Annotated in this window: 15 protein-coding genes; 10 read left to right on the top strand and 5 right to left on the bottom strand. The window is 48.5% G+C overall.

All coding sequences use genetic code 11. The features are described from left to right. Positions 1–89: 89 nt before the first annotated feature. Positions 90–1,301 carry a multifunctional CCA addition/repair protein gene (locus MKA69_RS02260; protein ID WP_305847440.1) on the bottom strand — a complete coding sequence of 404 codons (1,212 nt, stop codon included), beginning with the start codon at positions 1,299–1,301 and terminating at the stop codon, positions 90–92. A 92-nt stretch (positions 1,302–1,393) separates the two neighbouring features. Between MKA69_RS02260 and MKA69_RS02255 the strand changes: the two genes are divergently transcribed. Next, the gene (locus MKA69_RS02255) at positions 1,394–2,983 is read left to right on the top strand and encodes an ExeA family protein (protein ID WP_305847439.1); all 1,590 of its coding nucleotides are present in this window, start codon (positions 1,394–1,396) and stop codon (positions 2,981–2,983) included. Further along, positions 2,983–3,744, top strand: coding sequence for a general secretion pathway protein GspB (locus MKA69_RS02250; RefSeq protein ID WP_032469988.1), 762 nt, complete (start codon positions 2,983–2,985; stop codon positions 3,742–3,744). The genes MKA69_RS02255 and MKA69_RS02250 overlap by 1 nt, the downstream gene beginning before the upstream one ends. Positions 3,745–3,821: 77 nt before the next feature. Here the strand turns inward: MKA69_RS02250 and MKA69_RS02245 are convergent, their stop codons facing one another. The 3 genes from MKA69_RS02245 to MKA69_RS02235 all read right to left on the bottom strand — a co-directional run bounded on the left by MKA69_RS02245 (position 3,822) and on the right by MKA69_RS02235 (position 6,688). Then, complete coding sequence (locus tag MKA69_RS02245; protein ID WP_000733233.1) at positions 3,822–4,430, bottom strand: TIGR04211 family SH3 domain-containing protein; 609 nt, start codon at positions 4,428–4,430, stop codon at positions 3,822–3,824. 167 nt (positions 4,431–4,597) lie between these two features. Then, complete coding sequence (locus MKA69_RS02240) at positions 4,598–5,860, bottom strand: inorganic phosphate transporter (protein WP_000404208.1); 1,263 nt, start codon at positions 5,858–5,860, stop codon at positions 4,598–4,600. Positions 5,861–6,007: 147 nt separating this feature from the next. Next, positions 6,008–6,688: a TIGR00153 family protein gene (locus tag MKA69_RS02235; protein ID WP_009355407.1), complete on the bottom strand. Its 681-nt coding sequence runs from the start codon at positions 6,686–6,688 to the stop codon at positions 6,008–6,010. Between the two features lie 205 nt (positions 6,689–6,893). Here MKA69_RS02235 and MKA69_RS02230 point away from each other — a divergent pair, with 205 nt between their 5' ends. From MKA69_RS02230 to tnpA, 5 genes are all read left to right on the top strand, one after another. Then, the gene (locus tag MKA69_RS02230) at positions 6,894–8,411 is read left to right on the top strand and encodes an inorganic triphosphatase (RefSeq protein WP_095469922.1); all 1,518 of its coding nucleotides are present in this window, start codon (positions 6,894–6,896) and stop codon (positions 8,409–8,411) included. 347 nt (positions 8,412–8,758) lie between these two features. Then, complete coding sequence (locus tag MKA69_RS02225) at positions 8,759–10,015, top strand: methyl-accepting chemotaxis protein (protein ID WP_055028192.1); 1,257 nt, start codon at positions 8,759–8,761, stop codon at positions 10,013–10,015. 123 nt (positions 10,016–10,138) lie between these two features. Beyond that, positions 10,139–12,985, top strand: coding sequence for a bifunctional [glutamate--ammonia ligase]-adenylyl-L-tyrosine phosphorylase/[glutamate--ammonia-ligase] adenylyltransferase (glnE, locus tag MKA69_RS02220; protein WP_055031061.1), 2,847 nt, complete (start codon positions 10,139–10,141; stop codon positions 12,983–12,985). Positions 12,986–13,048: 63 nt separating this feature from the next. Next, a complete protein-coding gene (hldE, locus tag MKA69_RS02215) occupies positions 13,049–14,479 on the top strand; it encodes a bifunctional D-glycero-beta-D-manno-heptose-7-phosphate kinase/D-glycero-beta-D-manno-heptose 1-phosphate adenylyltransferase HldE (protein WP_305847438.1) in 1,431 nt (476 codons plus the stop codon). Between the two features lie 224 nt (positions 14,480–14,703). Continuing rightward, positions 14,704–15,162 carry an IS200/IS605 family transposase gene (tnpA, locus tag MKA69_RS02210; RefSeq protein ID WP_055027481.1) on the top strand — a complete coding sequence of 153 codons (459 nt, stop codon included), beginning with the start codon at positions 14,704–14,706 and terminating at the stop codon, positions 15,160–15,162. 132 nt (positions 15,163–15,294) lie between these two features. On the opposite strand, the gene tolC is transcribed toward tnpA, so the two are convergent. Further along, a complete protein-coding gene (tolC, locus tag MKA69_RS02205) occupies positions 15,295–16,611 on the bottom strand; it encodes an outer membrane channel protein TolC (protein ID WP_055029065.1) in 1,317 nt (438 codons plus the stop codon). A gap of 232 nt (positions 16,612–16,843) precedes the next feature. On the opposite strand from tolC, the gene nudF reads away from it, so the two are divergent. The 3 genes from nudF to cpdA are packed head-to-tail and all read left to right on the top strand — an operon-like array spanning position 16,844 to position 18,766. Beyond that, complete coding sequence (gene nudF, locus MKA69_RS02200) at positions 16,844–17,470, top strand: ADP-ribose diphosphatase (protein WP_001150032.1); 627 nt, start codon at positions 16,844–16,846, stop codon at positions 17,468–17,470. 6 nt (positions 17,471–17,476) lie between these two features. Beyond that, positions 17,477–17,923 (top strand): DUF1249 family protein, encoded by a 447-nt coding sequence (locus MKA69_RS02195; protein ID WP_000080870.1) that lies wholly within the window; start codon positions 17,477–17,479, stop codon positions 17,921–17,923. A 30-nt stretch (positions 17,924–17,953) separates the two neighbouring features. Then, positions 17,954–18,766: a 3',5'-cyclic-AMP phosphodiesterase gene (gene cpdA / locus MKA69_RS02190; protein ID WP_170938089.1), complete on the top strand. Its 813-nt coding sequence runs from the start codon at positions 17,954–17,956 to the stop codon at positions 18,764–18,766. Position 18,767 lies beyond the last annotated feature (1 nt).

Raw genomic sequence — 18,767 nt, 5'->3', positions numbered from 1 at the left:
CCTTCGCGACTGTTGACGATAACAGTCTCGCGATAAAAAAACGCCCTGCATTGCAGGGCGTTTTGCTTTCTACGGTTGCAGGCAACGAACTACAGAGCCTCGATTGCCGATACGCGCCGTTTATCCAACTCTTCTTTGATATGCTTGCCTTGAAAGCCATCCGCAATCACGGCTTGAACTTCTACGCCAAGGGCGGCTTGGTAGGCACGCAGGAAAATCTCACGCTGCGGATACGGCTCTGCCTCTAAACCTAAACGGCCACGATGATCTGCTTCACAACACAGTAGCACTTGCTCAAGTCGCTCCGGTTTGCGCCACACATCCAAAAGCCCCAGCACTTTAAGCTTGGTAGCAGACTTTAACTCGTCGGCACGATGAACATTGGAATGCTGTGCGCACACCGCGAGCGCTAAATCACGAAACTCATTAGGCACGCGAATGCGCTCGCACAATGATTCAATGATGTTAAGCCCAGTATGGCAGTGCAATTTATGGCTTGGCCATTCAGAAGGTGGCGTCACGCCTTTTCCTAAATCATGTACTTGCGCGGCAAAACGCACGGGAAGGGAATCAGAAAGTTGTGCGGCTTGTTTAGCGACCATTAACGTGTGAATACCGGTGTCGATCTCTGGGTGCCATTTTTCCGGTTGTGGCACGCCGAACAAGCGATCGATTTCAGGCAGCACCACAGCCAATGCGCCGCAATCACGTAACACCTGCAAAAACACTTCGGGATGATTCGTCGAGAGCGATTTATGCCACTCTTGCCAAACGCGCTCAGCGGTTAAGTGCTGTAATTCGCCCGATTGCGCAATCTTCGCCATTAACTGCATCGTCTCTTCGGCAACGATGAAACCTAGGTGATGCAGCTTGGCCGCAAAGCGCGCCACGCGCAGCACACGCAAGGGGTCTTCCACAAACGCGGGCGAAACATGGCGCAGCACTTTCGCGGCGAGATCGCGCTGACCTCCATAAGGATCAATAAGTTGTCCAGAGTCATCTTGCGCCATCGCATTGATGGTCAGATCGCGGCGCAGCAGATCGTCTTCCAAAGTCACGTCTGGAGCATAGTGGCAAGCAAAGCCGGTGTAACCCACGCCCGTTTTGCGCTCGGTACGAGCAAGGGCATGTTCTTCTTTACTTTTCGGATGTAAAAACACTGGGAAGTCTTTTCCCACGGCTTGAAAGCCAGCACTGAGCATAGCTTGTGGGCTGCTGCCGACCACCACCCAATCACGGTCATAAACTGGAAGTTGCAGCAATTGATCGCGCACTGCGCCGCCAACGAGGTAAATTTGCATCGTAGAGTCTCAAAAAATTGCGCGAATGGCATTGGCTAATCTTAGTCAGCAATGATACGTTGCACCCACTGCGATGAATAGGGTCAACAAGCATGTATCTGAACTTCTTTGGGTTTGACGAATTACCGTTTTCTATCGTCCCCAATGCGCGCTATCTCTACCTGAGTCAGCGTCATCAGGAAGCCATAGTACACCTGCAAGCCGGATTGGGCGATGGTGGGGGCTTTGCCATGCTCACCGGAGAAGTCGGGACGGGAAAAACCACGGTAGCGCGAGCGATTCTGGCGAGTTTGCCGGGCAAAACGCGCGCGGGGATGATCCTCAATCCCACTTTCTCGGATCTGGAGCTGTTGGAAGCGATTTGTGATGAGTTCGAACTGAGCTATCCGAAAAAAGCGACCTTAAAAAAGCTCACCCAAGTGCTGCATGAGTTTTTGTTGGCCGAGCACGCACAAGGCATACAAGTGCTCTTGATGATTGATGAAGCGCAGCATTTGGCTCCTGATGTGTTAGAGCAGCTGCGCCTATTGACCAATCTGGAAACCGAAAATCATAAGTTGCTCAAAGTGCTGCTTATTGGCCAACCGGAATTGCAAGAGAAGCTGCGAATGCCGCAGTTGCGTCAACTCGCGCAGCGCATTACCGGACGCTACCATTTACTACCGCTGAGTGAGGCGCAAAGTGCTGACTACATCCGTTTCCGGCTTGAGCAAGCGGGTGGTAATGTCGAGCTGTTTAAACGCAAAGCCTGTCAGTGGATTGCCCAACAAACTCACGGTATTCCGCGCTTAATCAATCTGGTGTGTGATGCCGCTTTAAAGCAGGCTTATCAAGCGGGCGAGCAGGAACTGAGTTTGGACAGAATCAAACGTGCCTGCCAAGAGGTGATGAGCTTTCAATCTTCCGTCTACCAAGTCACACCCACTAAATCACAAACACCAAAGTTATCTTATCTCTCTAGCGCATTAGGCGGTGTTGCCCTTGCCGTGTTACTAGCATGGCAATTACCGCCACAGCTTGAGCGAGCTGTACAAGACTATTTCCCTGCGCCAGAGATTGTGCCACCAACCGAACAAACGGTATTTCCACAAGCTCTGCGCAGCGCGTTACTTGATGCGACCAGTAGTGAAGATGCTGTAGAAACACTATACGCCGTGTGGGGTTTTCAAGCCTCGGTGATGGATCGATTTTGTCAATCGAAGCCGGATGCCTTGCTCTGGTGTGAGCAGCAAACCGGAGATTGGGCGAGTTTACAAGCGTATGATTTGCCTGCGGTACTGACATTAGTGATTGATGAAGTGCGCACTTATGCGGTGTTGTACCGGTTAAGTGGTGATGATGCAGAACTCTTGGTGGGTGGTCAGCGTTATCGGATTGCTCGCCAGTGGCTTGAGCCATTATGGCGTGGCCAATATGCACTGTTATGGCAAGGCGGATTTTCTCGCACTTTAAAGCAAGGAATGCGAGGAGATGATGTGGCCTTGTTGGAAAGTAAATTGGCGCAAGTATTAGGTGAGCCAGAACGCTCTACCGATCTGTTTGATAAGGATATTTCGCGTAAGGTTGAGTTATTTCAACGTTGGCAGAGTATGCATGTTGATGGCATTGCGGGAAAACAAACTCTGCGTCGTTTAGAACTGTTGACTCAGCAGCAAGCGCCGAGTTTGAAGGAGGAAGGCTAATGTCAAAAGTGATGAATGCCTTGAAGCAATCTCAGCAAGAGTATCTGCAGGCTCAGCCAGCCACCTATCGCACTTCTACAGAACAAGATCTGAGTACCTCGACCTCATCGCGCTGGTTGCACTTAATGCTGTGGCTAGTGCCGGGGGTAGTCACTGCGGGAGTGATGATTTACCAACGTTATGAGCAAGTGCAGCAGGAAGTCGCAACACGGCAAACCGAGCCGAGCATTGTACAGGTCGATGCCCCGTTGGAGCGTTTGGCTTACCCAGAATGGAGCGATCTGCAACCCACTTTTATTGAGCCTGTATTGACCCAAACGAGCAGTGTGGAGGATTCCATCTCTCTTGAGGAAAAGACCATAACGCCCCCCGCAACTTTAGAAACATCACCGCAACCGGCAGAAAATGATGGTTTGGGCGATCTGGATTTAACCCAGCTCTCGCCGGAATTAGCATTGCGAGTTCAAGCCATCATGCGTGATCAACCGGTGCCAGCCGCCGCTAAGCCAGAGTCTTCGGTGGTGGCGCTCACTCAGCACAGCGATCGTTACCAAGGCCGTTTACCCGCACTGAATTTCCAGATGCATGCCTTTTCCAGTAATGAACAAAAACGCTGGGTGAAAGTAAATGGTGTTGAACATCGTGAGGGGGAGATGTTAGCTCCCGATGTGAAGTTAGAAAGCATTAAACCGCAAAGCAGTGTGATTCTATTTGCTGGCGAGCAGATAGAAATTCCCGCACTGCATGATTGGAAAGGCTAAGCTGCGATAAAGTGGAAGTATAAAAAACGGTCACAGAAGTGACCGTTTTTTTTATACCTTTGCGTCGTAAGGGGCTATTATGCCCAGCCTGCAGGGTGGCGTTTACGACGTGGAATGATATGTGGCAATACAAGACCAAGCAGCAAACCAATACCAGCAACACCACCACCGTAAGTGAAGTATTTCAGCAATAGGTCTTCTTTTTGCGTATCGAGCTTTGCGCGCAGTTCACGAATTTCTGTTTGTGATTCCGTCAACTGCTTGCTGATATCGCCATAGCTGCGTTCTAGATCGGCGATTTGTTGATTGCGTAATTCGAGTGATTCCGCCAGCCCAGTTTTTTCACTATCGGCATTTTGACGCGCATTCGCGAGCTGATTCTTCACTTCTGCCAGTTCTTTTTCTAGAGCTGGTAAACGCAATGCCGTGCTGACTTCACGGGTCACAAAACGGCTTTCTACCCAACCTGTACGGCCGCGCTCATCAGCAATCTGGCTGTAACCACTCTCTTTGTTAACGTCGAGCAGCTTAACCTTTTCCCCCGCATCAATGCTGCCAAGGATACGGTATTGGTTATTTGGGCCTGAATGCATGTAAGTGAAGAGTTTGTCCGCGATGTAGCGGTCTTGCGCGAACGTTGGTGCGGCCAACATGGATAAGAGCACCATGCAGATCAGTTTTTTCACAGTAAATCCCTTAATTTAAAGATAGATTTGGCGGTAAGTCTCATAAAGTTTGTGGCAAATAGTATGCAGTTTTGGCAAGCGCTGCAACAAAGAAGGGAGGCAAAGCCTCCCTTTCTGTGCGATTGAGTCAATAATGACAGTTCGCTAACACTACGCTTACGTGTCGTTTAGCCGACAAACACGGCCTGAATTGCGTAGAAGAAAACGACGGCCAGTAGGGCACCCGCAGGAAGCGTGATAACCCAAGACGCAACGATATTACGTACTACACCGAGGTTCAGTGCGGCAATTCCGCGTGCAAAACCTACACCCAGCACTGCACCTACCAACGTTTGCGTGGTTGAGATAGGGAGACCTGTGCCTGAAGCCAACACCACGGTTGAAGCGGTTGCTAGCTGAGCTGCAAAACCACGGCTTGGTGTTAGTTCAGTAATACCGGTACCAATAGTTGCCATCACTTTGTGGCCTAATGTCGCAAGACCCACAACGATACCGAAGCCGCCCAGTGGCAGAATCCACCATGCGATAGAGCTTTTCGCGGTCACTTCACCCATGTGTTGAACGGTTGAAACCACAGCAGACAAAGGACCAATCGCGTTTGCTACGTCGTTTGAACCGTGAGCAAAAGCCATCGCACATGCGGTGATGACCATCAGTGTGCTGAAAATGCTTTCCACACCTGAAAACCCATGGTCTTCATCGCGGTTAGCGAATTTCTTTTGAATGTAAAGGTAACCGCCAACCATCACGATGGCAGAAACGACAGCTGACCACATCCAAGCTTCTGGGTTAGTCAGGTGCAAACCGACGTGCTTGAGACCTTTCTTGATCGTAACCAGTGCAATCACCATGGTGGTGATAAACATGTACACAGGCACAAAACGTTTCGCGTTGATTAGCGGCTTTTCTGTATCGAAAATGAGGCTTTGTGCACTCACGAAGATGAGGTAAGCAAAGAAGCCTGAAATCACCGGAGTGATAATCCAGCTACCGACAATACCTTGTACTGAGCTCCAATCGACCGCTTCAGTGCCCACAGACACACAAGCAAAACCGATGATGGCACCAATGATAGAGTGAGTGGTAGAGACTGGCCAACCCATGTAAGAGGCGACGAGCAACCAAGTACCTGCAGCCAGCAATGCTGACATCATGCCGTAAATCAGCACATCAGGCTTATCGGCGAAAAGAGAGGTTTCAATAACCCCATTACGGATAGTTTCTGTTACTTCGCCACCGGCTAAATAAGCGCCTGCGAATTCAAAAATCATCGCAATAATAATAGCTTGTTTAACGGTGAGCGCTTTTGACCCTACGGAAGTGCCCATTGCATTGGCGACGTCATTCGCACCAATACCAATTGCCATCAAGAAACCGAAGACTGCTGCCACAATAATCAAGACGGTGCCGTAGTTCGCAAGGATTTCCATCGTAATACCTAGTTGTTGATAACAAGCGGAGCAACCTTGGCTTGTTTTTGACGCACATAACGACCTTCAGCGTAGAAAATACTCATCGCCTAGCAGGTCGTCATACTGTGGTTGCTCTTCGTTATTTGGTTAACTTTAACTTTAAATTTAAGAACGAGAGAGCATCAGCTCTAAGCGAGCGCCAACGCGCTGCGCTTGGTCGGCAATGCCGCCCATCCATTCCAGAATTTTGTACAAGAACATCACATCGATAGGGTTCATTCTCGATTCGATGGCCATCAATTGTTGGCGCAGGCGAATCTGCATGCTATCGGTGTCATCTTCAATCACATCCAGTTGATGGATCATTTCAGCCACGAGCGTTACCTCACGACCTTTGAATCCAGTTTCCAATAACTCGTCGAGCTCGTTGATCACATTCTGCGCTTGGTTAGCCGCGTCTAAACAACGTTTAACGTAAGCGATGAAGTTTTCTTGGAGAGGCTCAGGGATGACAAGCTGACGGCCATATACACGGCCCGCAATGTCTTTGGCGAGGTTTGCGAGTTTATCCTGTTGAGTAAGAAGCTCAAGCATGTCACTACGATCAACAGGCATGAACAAACCGCGAGGAAGTTTAAGACGAATTTCACGCTTTAACACGTCAGCTTCTTTCTCAAGATGAGAAATCTGTGCACGAATTTCACCTGCTTTTTCCCAATCACCTTTGTTACAGACTTCAAAGAAGTTGATCAGATGAGAGCAGCATTCATTCACGCACACAACGTGGCGTTGCAAAGGCTTAATCGGGGACTTTGCAAATAACCCCATGATTGTATTTACTGGCATGGTCATTCAACCTAATAGCTATAACCTTGAAATAACATACACCATAATATGGTGAAATGTTGAGCGTTGGCTATAAAGGCGCGCATGTTAACCCAAACATCGTCGCAATAAAACTGTTTTAGATCATGATTGGGCGGATATTTCTCTCTTGCTCCGCTGTCTATAAGGCAATATCCTGTCGGCATCTGCATCGAAAGGTATAACTATGGAAACCGAGATAGAACTGAAGTTTTTTGTTTCTCCAGAATTTTCAACGATTTTAAGCGCTAAGATTTCTGAAACCAAAGTACTTCAGCATAGCTGTCGGGAGTTAGGAAACACTTACTTTGATACCCCCGATAACTGGTTACGTCAGCATGATATTGGATTGCGCATCCGTCGTTTTGATGACGTCTATGTCCAAACGGTGAAAACCGCAGGTCGTGTGGTCGCCGGTTTACATCAGCGCCCAGAGTTCAACGCTGAACATCACAGCAACGACCCTGATCTCTCTTTGCATCCTGCGGATATCTGGCCGCAAGGAAAAGACCTCTCTCAATTACAAGCGGAGCTTATGCCGCTTTTCTCAACCAACTTTACCCGTGAACAATGGCTGATTGGCATGGCTGATGGTAGCCAAGTCGAAGTCGCCTTTGACCAAGGTGTGGTGGTGGCGGGCGATCGCCAAGAACCGATTTGTGAAGTAGAGCTTGAGCTTAAGTCAGGCCAAACGGATGCTCTATTTACACTGGCGCGCCAGCTGTGTGAACACGGTGGTATGCGTTTAGGTAACCTTAGTAAAGCTGCGCGCGGTTATCGCTTAGCTGCCAATTATTCGGGGGATGAAATCCAACCGATGGCGTTGGTCAGTGTTGATAAGAATGACACCGCAGAATCTTGCTTTATTCGTGCTTTGGAACATGCTTTAGCGCACTGGCATTACCATGAACAGATTTACACTGAGCGTGAAGCGGTGGCTGCGCTGCATGAGATTCGCCATGCGGTGAGTTACCTGCGCCAACTGCTTTCTGTCTACGGAGGCATTATTCCGCGCCGTGCCAGCGCCATTTTGCGTCAAGAGCTGAAATGGTTAGAACAAGAGCTGCAGTGGCTGAAAGAGTTTGAGTATCTGGAAAGCCTGCAAGAAGATAAAGGTTATGCACTGCGTAAACTGGATGCGCGTAAGTTTCTTGTCACTGCACTGAAAACCTTACAAGAAAGCCTACCGCAGCGTGAGGATACACTCCGTTTGCTCAGTAGTGCTCGCTACACCGGCTTGTTGCTTGATTTAAGTCGCTGGGTACTCACTCGTGGTTGGCAACCGTTCTTGGATGACAAAGCACGTGAGAAAATGGCGCTGTCGTTGGAAGCGTTTTCAGTGAAACAACTCGACCGCACATGGGCTGAGCTGATGGAGGCCTTCCCTCCGGGTAAAGCGTTAACCGTACAAGAGTATGTGGATCAGCAGTATCGCCTAATGCGTAACCTGTACACCGGCGTCAGTTTTGCGGGCTTGTATGATGCAGAGGATCGCCAAGCATTCCGTATGCCATGGGCGGATTTATTGCATGGTATCGATGATTTATTGCGCTTGAAGCCCTTAGAGCGTTTGGTCGATTTACTGCAAGATGAAGAACAAGATCAACTTAAGCGTTGGTTGATTCGCCAAGAGAACTCGATTTTGCATGCCATGGAGCAAAGCCGCACTATGGGTGTTGAAGCACATCCTTATTGGCGTGAATAAGCCTTCTCATATTGAGATCAACTCAATAATCGTGCGCAAATGGATCTGGGAGGCTTAGGCCTCCCTGATTGCGATCAAAGGGCTAACAATGCCTATCACAGGATGAAAAAGACTTTAGCTTTAGCGGTTTAGGCCGATAGCAAGGTAAGACGATAGTAAAGTCGAGGGCGAGCGTTGTTCGGAAGCGGGCAAAGATCACAAATTATTTTCCTAAACGAAAGAATTAGCGATATTCCGCGCATTGGCTTGGCTTTATCTTTGTTATCATCACCGTCGATTTATTTAAGGGGCCATGTTTGGCTGCCAACTGTTTTGTCACTCAGTCTCAACAATATGGAGTAAGGATAATGACAACGATGTCGTTTAAACCGTGGGAGCGCCTGATCACCGATATTCGCCTTGTGCCTAAAATGGTGATGTTAATGGTGTTCAGTACGGCGTTGATCGTTGGCAAACAACTTTGGGATGCCCATACTTTTTACCAATCCTTATTGACCGCAACCAATAGCGTTGAAGTCGCGCAGCAGCATTACGATAACTACCTTGTGCAAGTGTTTTGGCAAACGCTGTTGTTGATTGCGGTATTCGTGGTGCTCTTGTTGTTTGCCGCTCGCGTCATGTTAAGACAAACCCAGTATCTCAATGATGCGATCAAGTTGATGGCACAACGCAACTTATCTGAACCGATCAATATGGATTGTAAAGATGAGTACGGCGATGTGGCACGAGAACTAGAAAAAACTCGCCGCCAGCTACAAGATTTGATCCGTATGCAGATGAATGCCTCACAAGAGCTGACTTCGCTAACGGAAGTCATGACGATGAGCATGTCGGAAACCAAAGACTCGGCGCAAGAAGAGTTCAACGAAATTGACCAACTGGCGACGGCGATGAGTGAGATGTCGTCAACGGTACAAACTGTGGCAGAACATGCGCAGAGTGCCTCTTCGCTCACGGAAAATGCTTCGCAGCAAGCTAAAACTGGGCAACAGTTTGTCAAAAGCACCATCAGCAAAATGAGTGAACTGTCGAAAGACATCAGCTCTTCTGCGCAAGCCGTCAATCAGGTGGAAGAGCGAGTGGTGGCGATCAGCAGCGTAGTCGGGACGATTCGCGGTATTTCAGAACAGACCAACTTGCTTGCGCTTAACGCGGCGATTGAAGCTGCGCGTGCTGGTGAAGCAGGACGTGGTTTTGCGGTGGTTGCCGATGAAGTGCGTAACTTGGCTCAACGTACGCAAAATGCGACAGTGGAAATCCAAGAGATGATTTCTCAACTGCAAAACAGCGCCAACAGTGCGGTGGATTTAATGGAGAAAAGCGTGGTGCAAGCCGCCGATGGGGTTGAGCTGATCACCAACGCGGGCAGTGAATTGGATGGCATCGTGAACCAAGTTCAGCAGCTCAACGACATGAACTTCCAAATTGCGGCGGCGGCGGGTCAGCAAAGCAGCGTGGCAGAAGAGATGAATGAAAATCTCAATAATGTGCGTGAGTTGGTGGAAGGTTCCGTGACGGTGATGACCGAGCTACTGGAAACTTCAGAAATCATGCAAAACAACGCCGAAGAGTTGGACCGCAAGATCACTGCCTTTCGTGTGTAACTGATCACGATGCTTATCAACTGAAAATATTTCGAGTAAAACGCCCACAACTGTTCTGTGGGCGTTTTTTTTAAGCCTGAGTTTGCGATATAACTAGTGAACATTCAAAGACAAGGAAGCATCATGTCACTGCCCAGCGCGCTTTTGCCTACCGCCGAGTTGCATTATCAATCATTGATTTCTGATCATCCGCAAGTCGCGAATTGGCCTTCGACTTTAGTGAGTCAATTGCATTATGTGCTCGGTTTGAGTCAATTTGTGGCACAAACCTTACAGCGTGATGAGCACTTGTGTCAGGTGCTCCCAACCTTATTGGCGCAACCAAGCCGTGAGCAGGACTACCGTACAGAGCTCGCCCAGTGGTTAACCGAGTGTCAGGATGAAACGGCAGCACAAAAACGTCTACGCCAGTTTCGTAACCAAGAAATGGTTTATATTGCGTGGCGTGATTTCTGTGCGAGTTGGACATTAGAAGAGAGCCTTTCTCACCTTTCCCAACTGGCGGAAGCACTGATTTTTGAAAGCTACCAATGGCTTTATCAACGCTGTTGCCTTGAAATGGGTACGCCATGCAATGCGCAAGGGGAAGCGCAGCCCATGCTGATCATTGGCATGGGTAAACTCGGTGGTGGTGAGCTCAACTTTTCTTCCGATATCGATTTGATTTTCACTTATCCAGAGAATGGCGAGACGCAAGGCGCGCGCCGCTCGATTGCCAATGCGCAATTTTTCACACGCTTAGGTCAGCGCTTGATCAAACTGCTCGATCAATCCACGCCGGATGGTTTTTGTTACCGAGTCGATATGCGCTTGCGCCCGTTTGGTGACAGCGGCCCACTCGCGATGAGTTATGCCGCGTTAGAGGATTACTACCAAGAGCAGGGGCGTGATTGGGAACGCTACGCGATGATCAAAGCGCGAGTGATGGGGCGGGAAATGTACCCGCAATACCAAGAGCTGCGCCAGATGCTGCGCCCATTCGTGTTTCGTCGTTACATTGACTTCAGCGCGATTCAATCCCTACGCCGAATGAAATCCATGATCAGCAGCGAAGTGCGCCGCCGAGGTTTGAGCAACAACATCAAGCTCGGTGCTGGCGGCATTCGTGAAGTGGAGTTTATCGCGCAAGTGTTCCAATTGATTCGTGGTGGACGTGAGCCAAGCTTACGTAAACGCGGCTTGCTAGAAACACTTGATGCGATTGCGGAGCTTGAGCTGCTGACGAAGGAACAAGTCCAAGATCTGCGTGATGCCTACCGCTTTTTACGTCGTTTGGAAAATTTGTTGCAAGCGATGGCGGATAAGCAAACCCAAACTCTGCCCGATAAAGAAGATGATCAACTGCGCCTTGCGGTAGCGATGGGCTTGGCTGACTGGCCGAACTTGCAACAACAAGTGAGTGAACAAATGCAGCGTGTGCATAACGTGTTTGCGACCTTGATTGGTGAAGAAGATGAGGATGAAGAGCAAGCGGTGGCTCGTCATTTCCATGAATTGTGGGATATGGCACATAAGCCTGAGGTGATTGAACACATTATCCAACAAGATCTTGGCTTGCTTGATGGCGCAGAGCAGATCCGAACGATCACTCAATTTAAAGAGGACCTCGCTAAACGCACTATTGGCCCGCGTGGGCGTGAGGTGCTTAACCGACTGATGCCCAAAGTCTATCAAGCGATCTTTGCTCATCCAGAAGCGGAGTTTGGCGTTTCTCGCGTGTTGGCACTGCTACATAGCATTGCCACGCGTACCACTTACCTTGAACTGCTTGATGAACACCCTGCCGCATTAGTGCAGCTGGTGCGCTTGTGTACCGCCAGCCCGATGATTTCAGAGCAATTGGCTCGTTATCCGATCTTGCTCGATGAGTTGATTGATCCACAGCATCTGTATAACCCGATCCCGCTTGAATCCTACAAAACGGAGTTGCGTGATTTCCTCGCACGTATTCCGGAAGACGATATGGAGCAGCAGATGGAAGGGCTGCGCCAGTTTAAACAGATCTCGATTCTGCGCATTGCTGCGGCGGATATTGCGGGCGCGTTACCAATCATGAAAGTCAGTGATCACTTAACTTACCTTGCCGAGGCGATTGTGGAAGCGGTGATCAGCCAAGCGTGGTTACAAGTGAGCAGTAAATATGGCGAGCCGACTCATCTTAAAGATCGTGATGGCAAAGGTTTTGCCGTGGTGGGTTATGGCAAAGTCGGCGGCTGGGAGCTAGGTTATAACTCCGATCTCGACATTGTCTTTATGCACGACTGCCCGGTTGAAGTGAACACCGACGGTGAGAAAAGTATTGATGGTCGCCAGTTCTATCTGCGTTTAGCACAGCGCATCATCCATATTTTTTCTACTCGTACCGCATCTGGCATTTTGTATGAAGTTGATACCCGACTGCGCCCTTCTGGCGCTTCTGGGCTACTGGTAAGCCCCACCCAAGCTTTTGATGAGTATCAACGCAAAGAGGCGTGGACATGGGAGCACCAAGCACTGGTTCGCGCCCGCATGATTTATGGGGATGCCCCTTTGCAACAAGCCTTTGCAACGACACGCCATGAGATTCTCTGTTTGCCGCGTGAGGAACAAAAACTCAAACAAGAGGTGGTGGAGATGAGGATCAAAATGCGCGATCACCTCGGCGGCAAAAAAGCGGGGCGTTTTATGCTCAAGCAAGATGAAGGGGGAATTACCGATATTGAATTTTTAGCGCAATATCTGGTCTTACGCTTTAGTCATCAACAACCTAAGCTGACCCGTTGGTCAGATAATGTGCGCATTTTTGAATCCTTGATGAATCATCAAGTGATGGAGGAATCACAAGCCTTGGCATTGACCCATGCGTATACCAGCATGCGCGACCAAATTCATCGTCGTAACCTACTCAATCAATCGGCGGATGTGCGTGATTCCCAATTTGTGCTTGAACGTGAACAAGTGATACAAGCTTGGCAGCAGTGGCTCAGTTGAGCGCTTCTGCCGCCTAGGCGGCTGTGATAAACTCCGCCCCAATCGGATTATTGGAGATTGAGAATGAAACCAGTCCTACCTGACTACAGCAAAGCGGGTGTGTTAATTGTCGGTGATGTGATGCTTGATCGTTACTGGTATGGCCCTACTGGCCGTATCTCACCGGAAGCCCCTGTGCCAGTGGTAAAAGTAGAGCAGAGTGAAGAGCGTCCTGGTGGTGCAGCTAACGTTGCGATGAACATTGCCTCTTTAGGTGGTCATGCACATATCATTGGCCTGACTGGGCAAGATGAACCGGCGAGTGTGTTAACCGATAAGCTGACCTCGTTGAAGGTTCATTGTGATTTTGTCGCGCTGCCGAATTACCCGACCATCACTAAATTGCGTGTATTGAGCCGAGGTCAGCAACTGATCCGTCTGGATTTCGAAGATAAGTTTGAAAATACCGATGCGCAGTTAATCTTATCGCGCATGGAAAGTGCCTTATCTAACGTTCGTGCAGTGATCTTGTCTGACTATGCTAAAGGTGCGCTAGAGCACGTGCAGCAATTCATTCAAAAAGCCAATGCAGCGGGTGTTCCCGTGTTTATCGATCCCAAAGGCAGCGATTTTGAACGCTACCGTGGTGCATCACTCCTCACGCCAAATATGTCTGAGTTTGAAGCGGTAGTGGGTAAAGTGAAATCAGAGCAAGAGCTGGTAGAAAAAGGCTTTGCGCTGATTGAACAGTTTGATCTGGGGGCATTACTGGTCACTCGTAGTGAACACGGTATGACACTGCTCCGCCGTGGTATGGAGCCTTTCCATTTACCAACCCAAGCCAAAGAAGTGTATGACGTGACGGGCGCGGGCGATACGGTGATTTCTGTGCTAGCTGCTTCTGTTGCGGCAGGCAAAGTGCTCGATGAAGCTTGCGCTCTGGCTAACGCCGCTGCCGGTGTTGTGGTCGGTAAACTGGGTACATCAACCGTTTCAACGATTGAATTGGCAGAAGCTGTACACGGTAGCAAAGACACCGACTATGGCGTGATCAGCGAAGATGCACTGATTGAAGCCGTGAAGAAAGCGCAAGCTCGTGGCGAAAAAGTGGTGATGACTAACGGCTGTTTTGACATCTTGCATGCTGGTCATGTTTCCTATCTTAACCATGCAGCAGAACTGGGCGATCGCCTGATAGTTGCCGTTAACACAGATGAATCGGTAAAACGCCTGAAAGGCCCTGGCCGTCCTGTGAATAGCACCGATCGTCGTATGGCGGTATTGGCAGGTCTTGGCGCTGTAGACTGGGTAGTGCCATTTGGTGAGGATACACCACAACGTTTGATCGCAGCCGTTTTACCTGATTTATTGGTTAAAGGTGGCGATTACAAACCAGAAGATATTGCCGGCGGGCAAGAAGTGATTGCGGCTGGCGGTGAAGTCAAAGTTCTGAACTTTGAAGAAGGTTGTTCAACAACCGAAATTATTGAAGCGATCAAAGGTGGCCGCGGTTAATACTGCGCCACAAATCATGCGCCGTTTATCACTCTCGTGAATAAACCAATAGCAAAAGGGGCCAAACGGCCCCTTTGTTTTTGTATAGAGAAAACCCCCAGCTAGGCTGGGGGTTCCGTAAAGCTTTCAGCTATAAGTCAGTTATAAAGCCCCTTTCAATTTGTTAAAACACTCTTGCGGTCTGGCAACTGCGAGAGTTAAACAGAAATTGAAAGGGGGTCCCAATGGGGGACGAAAAGAGCTTAGCGCACACGCGCTGGAACTGTAAATACCACATAGTCTTTGCACCGAAATATCGACGTCAGGTGTTCTACGGAGAAAAACGTAGAGCAGTGGGAGAAATATTGAGGAAACTATGTGAATGGAAAAATGTGAACATTCTTGAAGCAGAGTGCTGTTCGGATCATATCCACATGCTTTTAGAAATTCCGCCGAAAATGAGCGTTTCAGCTTTTATGGGATACTTGAAAGGTAAAAGTAGCCTAATGCTTTATGAACGATTCGGAGATTTGAAATTTAAATATCGGAATCGGGAATTTTGGTGCCGAGGGTATTATGTAGATACGGTTGGTAAAAATACGACCAAGATACAGAACTACATAAAGCATCAGTTGGAGCAGGATAAAATGGGAGAGCAATTGTCGATCCCATATGCAGGAAGCCCGTTTACGGGCCGTAATTAATCGTCATATGCAAATGTCAGATCGTAATGCGCCTGTTAGGGTGCTGCTTGTAAGAAAGCCTTATAGGCGCATATGAAAAACCTCCGGCTATGCCGGAGGATATTTTTTTTCTAGTCTAATTCGTGTCACGAATTACTTTTTCGCGACTTTCAAACCCGCATTCACATCCATGATGTCTTGCTCACTCAGAGTACCAACCGCTTGGCGCAGTTGCAGCACACTCAGAATATAATCATAGCGAGCGTTAGACAGGTTTTTGTTGGCATCGTACAGACGACGTGTAGCGTCGAGTACGTCAACAATCGTACGTGTACCCACATCAAAACCCGCTTCGGTCGCTTCCAGTGCTGACTTGGCTGAAATCACTGCTTGTTCGTAGGCACGCAGTGCACCAATTGAAGCATTAATGTTGTTGTTGTACGCACGTACATCTTTAACCACTGAACGGTAAGCTGCTTCCAGATCTTGGCTCGCAGCCACATAAGCAAATTCAGCCTGCTTGGTCTGTGAAGTTGTATTACCACCTGTGTACAAAGGAACCGACAGATTCACACCGATTTTGAAATCGTTGTACTCTTCGCTAGAGCTGCCTTTGGCATTGTCGTTACTGTTGTTACCATAGTCATAGCCGCCATTTAGAGTGAGCGATGGCAGGTGGCCTGAGCTAGCAAGCGAGATATTATCGCGCGCCACGTCTTGGCTAATACGAGCCGACAATAGTGACAAGTTTTGCTGCTGGGCTTTCTCGATCAGTGCTTCTGTTGAGTCAGTAGTACGACTTGCCGCAAAACGCTTGGTGTCTAATACCGCTAGCTTCGAATATTCCTGGCCAGTGATTTCACGCAGGGTTTCGTAGCTGTTGGTCAAACTGTTTTCTGCCAACACTTCATCGGCTAATACACCATCATATTGTGCTTGTGCATCATGCACGTCAGTAATCGCTGACAAACCGACTTCAAAACGCTGTTTAGTTTGCTCAAGTTGACGACCTACGGCGGCTTTTTCTGCACGCACAAATTCTAGGTTATCTTGAGCGCGTAGCACTTCAAAATAAGCGTTTGCAACACGTAAGATTAAGCCTTGTTGCGCTGCAGCATACTGAGAGTCTGCTTGGCGGGCTTTTTTCTCAGAAGTATCGAGGCTGATCCAGCTTGAACGTTGATACAGCTCTTGCGAGAAGCTGATGCCCGCGGTAAAGAGATCGCTTTCGCGTGGATCTTGATCACTACGGTTTACATTGTAGCCAGCTTTCAAATCGATTTGTGGCAAAAGAGAGCTGCGGCTTGAGGTAACCGCTTCAAACGCTGCATCACGTTGAGCCGCTACACTAAGTAACTGGGGATCATTTTCTTTCGCTTGGTTATAAATCTCTGCCAGGTTTTCTGCCCAAACGGCAGAGCTTAGTGTGCCTAGCGCAGCACTAACAAATAATGGAAGCAGTTTTTTCATCGGTCCTATTCCTGACGTGATGTGAAAGGATTTATTCCTCAAGAGTTTAACTCAAATTGGTGGTAATTCACCCGAAACTTTGCACTTTTTTACACTTAACTATCCACTTGTGCAATAAAATTTATGACCCACTTAAAAAATAAAATAAATTTTATATAAAAAGTTGAGTCACCACTTGGTGGTCGGCAAATTCCGCGAGTAAACTATAAAATTCTCTATATAGGAGGTACGAATGCAAGACGCGAATCAGCAGCCAGTCTCTTTTAATAAGAAAGATGTCGAAATCCTTAATAAAGAGACACTATTTAAAGGTTTCTTCCGCATGATTAAGTATCGCTTCAAGCATAAACGCTTTGCGGGGGGCTGGAGTGAGCCGATCGAGCGAGAGATGTTTGAACGAGGTCATGCCGCCGCGATGCTGCCGTACGATCCTATTCGTGACCAAGTAGTGATCATTGAGCAGATCCGCGTGGGAGCGTTAGAACATGAACAGCCTTGGCAACTGGAAATTGTTGCAGGGGTTATTGATACCGAAGAAAGCTCTGAACAAGTCGTACGCCGTGAGGCGATGGAAGAGGCGGGGCTAGCAGTGGGGCGAATTGAGAAAATCACCTCTTACTATCCTTCTTCTGGGGGATGTTCTGAAAAGTTGGATGTTTTTATTGGTGAGGTCGACTGTTCACAAGCCGGTGGTCTTCATGGTTTAGACTGTGAAGGTGAAGACATTAAAGTGCATGTGATGAGCCGTCAGGATGCCTACCAATTGGTTTTGCAAGGACGAATTGAAAATGGTGCTTCAATCATTGCCTTACAGTGGTTGGAGCTGAATTATCAGCCATTACAACAGCAATGGCAGTAATAAGTGATGAGTCAATTGACAGCAAGAAAACCTTATCATGTTGATCTTCCTGAATTAATGCGGGTATATGAGACCAACTACGCCAAACTGAATGCTCTGTTGCCTGTGCAGCCGGAGGTCGGTGATGTACGTTGTTATCAAGCTGCTCAAATGACTTATCAACTGGAAGTGCTAGAGGTCACAAAGTACACAACTTTGTTGGAGATTTGTCAAAGTGATGACTTGTCAGTATTTCCATTGCCAACTATGTCTGTCAGGCTGTACCACGATGCTCGCGTGGCCGAGGTGTGCGCCAGTGAACAATTAGGGCGAGTGCTACCACGTTATGACTATCCGAACGAAAACATGGTGCAACCCGACGAAAAAGTACAACTGAATCGTTTTTTAGGTGATTGGCTAACTTTTTGCCTTAAGCATGGCATTAGCCGTAGCCCGATCTCCCTATCACAATAAATAACAGAGTTAGGTTTACCGATTTTGAAAGTGTCGTCTCAATCAGAGGATTCATCCGTCAAGCTTGTTCAGATCACGGACACACATTTGTTCGCCGCTGAGAATGGGAGCTTGCTTAGCGTGAATACGGCTGACAGTTTTGCTGCTGTGGTTGCGGCCATTGGTGAAGAAAAGGTGGTGTTTGATGCCATTCTCGCCACGGGCGATATCTCGCAAGACCACACCGCTGAGTCTTATCAGCGTTTTGTCTCGGGGATTCAGCCATTACAAAAAAACTGTTATTGGTTACCGGGCAATCATGATTACAAACCTAGCATGCAGAGTGTGCTGCCTACGGATCAAGTTCAAGCACAAGAACAAGTATTACTCGGTGAGCATTGGCAAATGGTGTTGCTTGATTCGCAAGTGACAGGTGTACCGCATGGCAAACTGAGTGAGCAGCAGTTACAACTGCTGGATAATAAACTGACCGAGTATCCAGAACGCCACACTTTAGTTCTGCTGCATCATCATCCGCTCTTGGTGGGAAGCGCTTGGCTTGATCAACACACACTCAAAGAGAGCGAGCGTTTTTGGGATGTCGTCGCCAAGCACCGTAATGTGAAAGCGATTGTATGTGGCCATGTGCATCAGGATATGGATCGTCTTCATCTTGGCGCGCGTGTGATGGCAACCCCATCCACCTGCGTGCAGTTTAAGCCTAATTCACAAGATTTCGCGTTAGATAACTGCTCACCCGGCTGGCGTGAATTAACCCTTCACGCGGATGGGCAAGTGAGCACCCAAGTGAAGCGACTTAAACAAGGCCGCTTCTTACCTGACTTTAACTCGAACGGATATTGAT

Source organism: Vibrio sp. AH4, assembly GCF_030710545.1.
GTDB lineage: Bacteria > Pseudomonadota > Gammaproteobacteria > Enterobacterales > Vibrionaceae > Vibrio > Vibrio metoecus.
Note: the sequence above shows the minus strand (reverse complement) of the source record. Positions and strands in the feature narration are given on the sequence as shown.

Excerpts from the sequence above, each read along its gene's own strand:
- MKA69_RS02260 (WP_305847440.1), bottom strand. The coding sequence starts at position 1,301 with ATGCAAATTTACCTCGTTGGCGGCGCAGTGCGCGATCAATTGCTGCAA.
- MKA69_RS02255 (WP_305847439.1), top strand. The coding sequence starts at position 1,394 with ATGTATCTGAACTTCTTTGGGTTTGACGAATTACCGTTTTCTATCGTC.
- MKA69_RS02250 (WP_032469988.1), top strand. The coding sequence starts at position 2,983 with ATGTCAAAAGTGATGAATGCCTTGAAGCAATCTCAGCAAGAGTATCTG.
- MKA69_RS02240 (WP_000404208.1), bottom strand. The coding sequence starts at position 5,860 with ATGGAAATCCTTGCGAACTACGGCACCGTCTTGATTATTGTGGCAGCA.
- MKA69_RS02235 (WP_009355407.1), bottom strand. The coding sequence starts at position 6,688 with ATGCCAGTAAATACAATCATGGGGTTATTTGCAAAGTCCCCGATTAAG.
- MKA69_RS02230 (WP_095469922.1), top strand. The coding sequence starts at position 6,894 with ATGGAAACCGAGATAGAACTGAAGTTTTTTGTTTCTCCAGAATTTTCA.
- MKA69_RS02225 (WP_055028192.1), top strand. The coding sequence starts at position 8,759 with ATGACAACGATGTCGTTTAAACCGTGGGAGCGCCTGATCACCGATATT.
- glnE (WP_055031061.1), top strand. The coding sequence starts at position 10,139 with ATGTCACTGCCCAGCGCGCTTTTGCCTACCGCCGAGTTGCATTATCAA.
- hldE (WP_305847438.1), top strand. The coding sequence starts at position 13,049 with ATGAAACCAGTCCTACCTGACTACAGCAAAGCGGGTGTGTTAATTGTC.
- tnpA (WP_055027481.1), top strand. The coding sequence starts at position 14,704 with ATGGGGGACGAAAAGAGCTTAGCGCACACGCGCTGGAACTGTAAATAC.
- tolC (WP_055029065.1), bottom strand. The coding sequence starts at position 16,611 with ATGAAAAAACTGCTTCCATTATTTGTTAGTGCTGCGCTAGGCACACTA.
- nudF (WP_001150032.1), top strand. The coding sequence starts at position 16,844 with ATGCAAGACGCGAATCAGCAGCCAGTCTCTTTTAATAAGAAAGATGTC.
- MKA69_RS02195 (WP_000080870.1), top strand. The coding sequence starts at position 17,477 with ATGAGTCAATTGACAGCAAGAAAACCTTATCATGTTGATCTTCCTGAA.